Origin of the sequence: Desemzia sp. FAM 23989, assembly GCF_045528345.1 — a bacterium.
GTDB lineage: Bacteria > Bacillota > Bacilli > Lactobacillales > Carnobacteriaceae > Desemzia.
In genome coordinates this window covers 63,558-69,940 of sequence record NZ_JBGQQT010000014.1, presented here as the reverse complement: position 1 = coordinate 69,940, position 6,383 = coordinate 63,558, and the positions used below count along the sequence as shown (strand labels likewise).

The following is a 6,383-nucleotide window of genomic DNA, read 5'->3' as shown; positions in this document are numbered from 1 at the left end:
CCAGCGTTCGTCCTGAGCCAGGATCAAACTCTCATAAAAGTTGCAGACCGAAGCCTGCTTATTTTAATGATGCTTGTAGCTCATTAATTGATTGCTAGCGAATAATTATTCACTAATTTGTTTGTTTTGGCACTTGCCAAAACTTCCTTACACGTTTAGTTCGTCTTACTTTGTTTAGTTTTCAAAGGTCTAATTTCATTTGCGTTGTCTCAGCGACAACTTCTTAATACTATCACTGTACGATTCCAAAGTCAAGGTTTTTCAAAACTTTTTTCAATTCTTCTCGTCCAGCGACTTGATTATCATATCAAGTTATCACTTGTTTGTCAATTAGTTTTTGAATATTTTTTCTTCGCAATGGATATTTATCCATTGGATGAAAAGCAGTTCGTGTGAACTTACTGACTCTTACGAGTTTACAATATTTTAACTATTCTGTCAATAACCATTTTCAAAAAAATTGTCCACTCGTTTAGTAAACTCTTACAAGTCCAACCTGACGACATTTAATACTATATCAAGTTTAGGGTCTTTGGTCAACCATTTATTCTCCTAAATTTTACAAACTTTCAAAAAGCGAACTTTTTCCTTTTTATAGATTCTTAACGTACCGAATATATATACAATTTAACGTTGCTTTTTTATTAATCCATATCCTTTGTTCGTTTTTATGATTTCCAAGTAGCTGCTGTTCATCCGAATATTTTGCAAAAACTCGTTGTCCTTTCCTACTTTCATATCTCTTCGGGTTTTGTGGAACTGGTGATTTCACAATAAATCTGTAATCGTCGGACAAGTATTTTTCAATTGATTCCGTTCTTTCAGCTTATGACTAGATTGATTTAACAAGAGAAAACTCAAATAAGAGCCACTCAATTGAAGAGCGGCTCTTATTTAGTAGAAACTATTGATGATTAGTGAGCATCAAATTTTAAAGGCACTGTTACACTTTCATCTAAAAGAAGTTTTTCTCCGTATAAACTGAATTCTAACGGTTCTCCTTCTTTCAAAACCACGGTTACTCTTTCTTGATCTACTTGAATATCCAACAAGCAGCCGCGGTATTTGACTAAAAAGCTATACTTGTCCCAGTTTTTAGGACAGAAAGGTTTAAACATTAATTCTCCATTTGCTGTCCTCATTCCAGCAAATCCATGAACAATAGCTAACCATCCTCCACTCATCGAAGTAATGTGCAAGCCATCTTCTGTATCATTATTGTAATTATCCAAATCTAAGCGCGCTGTCCGAGCGTATAGTTCAACTGCTTTTTCCGTTTTTCCCAATTCAGCAGCTAACACAGCATGAATTGCTGCTGATAGAGAAGATTCATGGACAGTCATGGGCTCATAAAAATCAAAGTTGCGTTCTTTTTCTTCTATAGAAAACTCATGATTCAAATAATACAACCCTTGCAGAACATCTGCTTGTTTAATGAACGGGGATCGTAATATTTTATCCCACGACCAGTTTTGATTGATGGGTCTTTCTTCAGGAGTTAAAGAATCAACCGTTCGCAGATCTTTGTCTAAGAAAGTGTCATGCTGGACAAAAACCCCTAATGTTTCATCATAAGGATAATACATGCGTTGAATAATATCATCCCAGTGTGCTTTTTCGGCTTCAGTGACTTTTAATTCGGCTAGCTTAGCCTCCGTCACTTTAGATAAGCTTTCCAGAGTATAGCGCAGTACCCATGTTGCCATTTTATTCGTGTACCAATTATTGTTAACATTATTTTCATATTCGTTTGGACCCGTTACTCCATGAATCATATACTGTTGACGTCGTTTTGAAAAATGAACACGGTCTGCCCAAAAACGAGAAATGCCGACTAATATATCGATCCCTTTTTGAACCAGATAAGCGTCATCACCTGTGTAATTAGTGTAATTGTAAATGGCGTAAGCAATGGTGCCGTTCCGATGGATTTCTTCAAATGTGATCTCCCATTCATTATGGCTCTCAATCCCATTAAATGTGACCATTGGAAAAAGCGCACCTTTCAATCCTTGTTGGCGAGCATTATGGTAAGCTCCTGAAAGTTGATTGTGTCGATACTCAAGCAGTTGTTCTGAGACTTCCTTATCTGATGTAGATAGGTACATTGGCAGAATGAAAGCCTCTGTATCCCAATAAGTGGCACCGCCATATTTTTCTCCTGTAAATCCTTTTGGACCAATATTCAACCGCGAGTCTGTTCCATAATAGGTGGAGAACAATTGGAATATATTAAATCGAATACCTTGTTGGCTTTCATTATCACCTTCAATACGCACATCCGACTTGCTCCATCGTTCACTCCATGCTTCAGTATGTTCCGCTTCTATTTGTTTCAGCCCTTTTTCTACAGCGTTCTGGATGAGCTCTTTTGCTGCATGTGCTTGCTGTTCTGCTTCTATATCACGACTGGTCACCACACTGACTAATTTAGTCAGTGTGGCCGTTTCTCCTTGAGCTACTTCAAAAGTCAAATTTTCAGAGACCAGCATATGTTGGTCACGAGATTCACGATGACTATACCCGGAAGCTAGATTTTGCATCATAGTTGTTACCGTAAATTGTTCCGTGCCAAATGGATTTTCAATTGTTTCGGTTGTTAAATAACATTGTTTACCTGTTTCTCGTTGTCGTTCCAACCAAAATTTTTCTTCATAATTGCTGTCCTCATTCTCTACATTTCCATCTAAATATGAAACATAGCGAACAGAAGCCCTCCCTTTTAACACTTCAGCTTGTACTTCAATAACCGCCAACTCTTTTTGAACGATGCTCACAAATCGTTTAAAGGTAAGACGAACCTCGGTTTCTCCTTTACTCCATACATAACTGCGTCTTAAAATTCCCTCCTTCATATCAAGAGAAAGTTCAAAATCATTTACTGTGTCAACTGCCAAGTCTACTTTGTGTTCATTGATATACACATTTACTGGAGTGAAATTAGTAGCATTGATCACTTTCCCGAAATATTCTGGATACCCGATTTTCCACCAGCCGACACGTGTCTTATCCGGATACCAGACTCCTGCTAAATAAGTTCCGATGTGAGTGTCTCCAGAGAAACCTTCTTCAAAGTTGCCTCGCATTCCCATATAGCCATTTCCAATTGACGTCAAACTTTCTTGCAGCCGTTTGTTTTGTTTGTCCAGAACAGTTGTTTTTACTTTCCATGGATCTATATCAAATAGTCTTTTCATGTATCTCTCTCCCACTAGATTAATAATGAATTTATGTTGTTTGCGCTTTAACAGCTTTTTGTGCTTTGATTTCGTTTATTCGGTTGTGATAGTAAATGAACCAGATGTATCCGATCAATCCTACAGATTGAATTGTCATCATCGTGATGACATTAAATTCAATCAATCCAACGACCATAGCTGCTATAGAAGGCACACCTGCAGCATATAACACAGTAGCAACAGATTTCTTATAGGGTTTTCGACCACTTGTTTGCTTATTTTTCGAAGCTATATATAAGAAGAAAGCTGCCCCAAATACCAGCAAACTTAATTCAGTCAACAGCAATGCAAATAAAATGGCGGAAAATGCAGCAATGACAAACGTTTGATTTTTAATAAACCATTGTTGAGAAACAGCATCTTGAAATTCTGCTATCGTTGTTGCAGCTGTTAAATCAAATTCTTTTGTGTAAGGCACTATCGAAACGGATTGATCCTTTTCACGCAGCTGCAGTTCATTTTTTAAAAACAGCAAGACACTGCCGTCTTCTTGTAACGTTTGAGCTGCTTCTTGTTCCGTTAAACCTGCAGCTACCACTCCATTATCGGTTTGAATACGAAAGGATTCTTCTAAGTTCATTTCGCCTGAAGCAAAAGCAGCTTCCTTCATATTATCCACTACTGTTTGATCTATCATTTGAAAAGTTTCTGGAAAAGTGTTTTGGACAGAAAAAGTCTCCATTTTTGCATAGTTTAAACTTACTGGGATAATCATTAATCCATTTAAGAATAATAGAACAACGATCAATTGAAACCAGTTAAAAGAATTATTTTGTTGAATAATCTGTTTGGATGTCCATATATTTTTAAAATAATTTAAAGGAAATACATCTGTTTTCACTTTACCTTCTCACTTCCTTCTTTAATTTCATTCGTTTATCCTTTTGTTCCTCCAGCCGTCAAGCCAGTAACAAAGCTCTTTTGCAAATAGAAGAACAAGATGGAAATTGGTACAGCGATTAAGATAGCCCCTGCTGAAAAGAGAGCCACTTGTTGATTTTGCGGATTATTGATAAACGTCTGCAAACCAATCGCTACGGTATAATTTTCTGTCGAACGCAATAAGAATCTAGCCAGCATGTATTCGCCGAATGGATTCATAAAAGCCCATAATGCTTGTACAGCTATCATTGGACGAACAAGAGGCATAATGATTTGCCAGAAAATACGAAAATGGCCTGCCCCGTCTAAGCGGGCGGACTCATCTAAATCAAGCGGTACCGTGTCGAAGTAGCCTTTCATCAACCATGTATTCATCGGAATTCCTCCTCCAATGTACACAAGAATCAAGAACCAATGTTGGTCTAACCCACCCACTAGTAGAGCCATAACATAAAAAGCAGTTAAAGCAGCTGTTGTAGGTACCATTTGGATGATCAAAAAGAATTTCAACGTTACTTTACGTCCAATAAAGCGGTAACGGCTGTAAGCAAATCCGGACAATGTCACTGCAGCAACTTGCACCAGCATGGCCATCAAAGCTACTTTCAAGGTATTCATGTACCACTGACCATATTGGGTCTCGTTGAACAAACGACTGAAGTTGCTTAATGTCCATTCAAAATTAAGGTCTAGTCTAAAGGCTAATAAATTGCCTGGTTTGAAAGCTGATGTCACTGTGATCAATAATGGATAAATAATGATTACGGACATAAAGATCAAAAATAGATAAGTGAAAACTTGTCCCCATATACGTTTGTTTTTTTGAGTTCTTACTTTTTTTGTCTTTTGCATAGCTTAATCCTCCATTTCAAATGCCCGAGTCCGTTTAAAGACTAATAAGGACACAAAGATGACAACCGCTGAAATGATTAAGGTAATGGCTGACGCGATATTGTATTGCGGAGAAGTACCGGTCGTTAATTTGTAGATCCACGAAATCAAGATATCTGTCGCCCCTGCACCTGAACCAACACTTCCTGGACCCCCTTCGTTGAATAGGTAGATCATGGAGAAGTTGTTAAAGTTAAAAGTGTACTGAGTAATAAAGACTGGTGCGGCTACAGCAAAAATCTGCGGTAAGGTAATAAATCGAAACTTTTGAATAGCACTTGCCCCATCTATAATAGAAGCTTCATACCAGTCATCTGGGATAGATTGTAAAATACCGGAAGTCAACACGTAAATATAAGGGAATCCAAGCCATCCTTGAATGGAAATAATAGCTAATTTTGTCCAGAAAGGATCTGTCTTCCACGAAATAGCTGAGATATCTATGAATGGTAAATGATTCAGTAATGGAATCACTTGTGTGTTAATGGCACCAGCACTGTCATTGAACATATTTGAAAAAGATAGAATCGTGATAAATGCTGGAACTGCCCATGGCAATAGCAAAATAACACCGAAGATCCGTTTAAATTTAATAAAGGGTTGGTGCATAACAATAGCTGCAAAAATACCAATAATGATTTGCAATGTAGTGGCGGAGAGTGTCCATATTACTGTCCATCCAAATACAGCCCCAAATGAATCCCGATAGGTGCTTAAAGTAAAGATGGAAGCGAAATTCTCAAATCCTACCCAATCAATCAATGTAGCAGGCGGAATATGGTAAAAGTCGTAATTCGTAAAAGCTATAAAAATCGTTACTAATACCGGAAAGACGATTGTAAAAATCATTAAGATATAAGCCGGAATGGTCAATAAGTAAGCAAATCCATTGTTCCAAGTGTTTAACAACACGGCTTTTACGGAATAATTCACTTTTCCCGGAGTCAAGATCTTCAATTTAGCGACACGTCTGGCATCGCTGATATTAGCCGTATAGAAAACCAGAAAGATTAGGGTCAGTAGAATTTGCAGTGTCCCTTGAATCATCAAAAATAGCGAATGGTCTTCTCGTGGTACAGATCCCAAGGTAATCAAATTTTGAAAAGCTTCAAAACCGAATAGAATCATTTCAATTAAAAATAACAGAAAAAACCCAAAGAATAGGACCCCTTTAAAATACTGTTTATTATAGAATTGCCCTAACCCTGGAATAATTGAGAAAACACCTGCTGTTTTGATTTGTTTTTCATCTTCTGGAGAGTAGTGTACTTTTTTCTTGTTTTTTCCTTTAGTCTCCACAATTATTCATCTCCTTTTAAAAATTATCGGCAGAGATCAAGTGAATCATCTCTGCCGAAAACAAGCTCTTAT

The 6,383-nt window shown here is 37.3% G+C and carries 4 protein-coding genes; all 4 read right to left on the bottom strand.

The features are described from left to right. Window positions 1–914: 914 nt before the first annotated feature. From ACEN36_RS09025 to ACEN36_RS09010, 4 genes are read right to left on the bottom strand one after another with little or no spacing between them, the layout of a single operon-like run. A complete protein-coding gene (locus tag ACEN36_RS09025; protein WP_407126410.1) occupies window positions 915–3,197 on the bottom strand; it encodes a glycoside hydrolase family 65 protein in 2,283 nt (760 codons plus the stop codon). A 31-nt stretch (window positions 3,198–3,228) separates the two neighbouring features. Further along, entirely contained in the window at window positions 3,229–4,080 is an 852-nt protein-coding gene (locus ACEN36_RS09020; protein ID WP_407126409.1) for a DUF1189 family protein, read from the bottom strand. A 35-nt stretch (window positions 4,081–4,115) separates the two neighbouring features. Further along, complete coding sequence (locus ACEN36_RS09015) at window positions 4,116–4,973, bottom strand: sugar ABC transporter permease (RefSeq protein WP_407096953.1); 858 nt, start codon at window positions 4,971–4,973, stop codon at window positions 4,116–4,118. Window positions 4,974–4,976: 3 nt separating this feature from the next. Beyond that, window positions 4,977–6,251, bottom strand: a complete 1,275-nt coding sequence (locus ACEN36_RS09010) for a carbohydrate ABC transporter permease (protein WP_407096958.1) — start codon at window positions 6,249–6,251, stop codon at window positions 4,977–4,979. Window positions 6,252–6,383 lie beyond the last annotated feature (132 nt).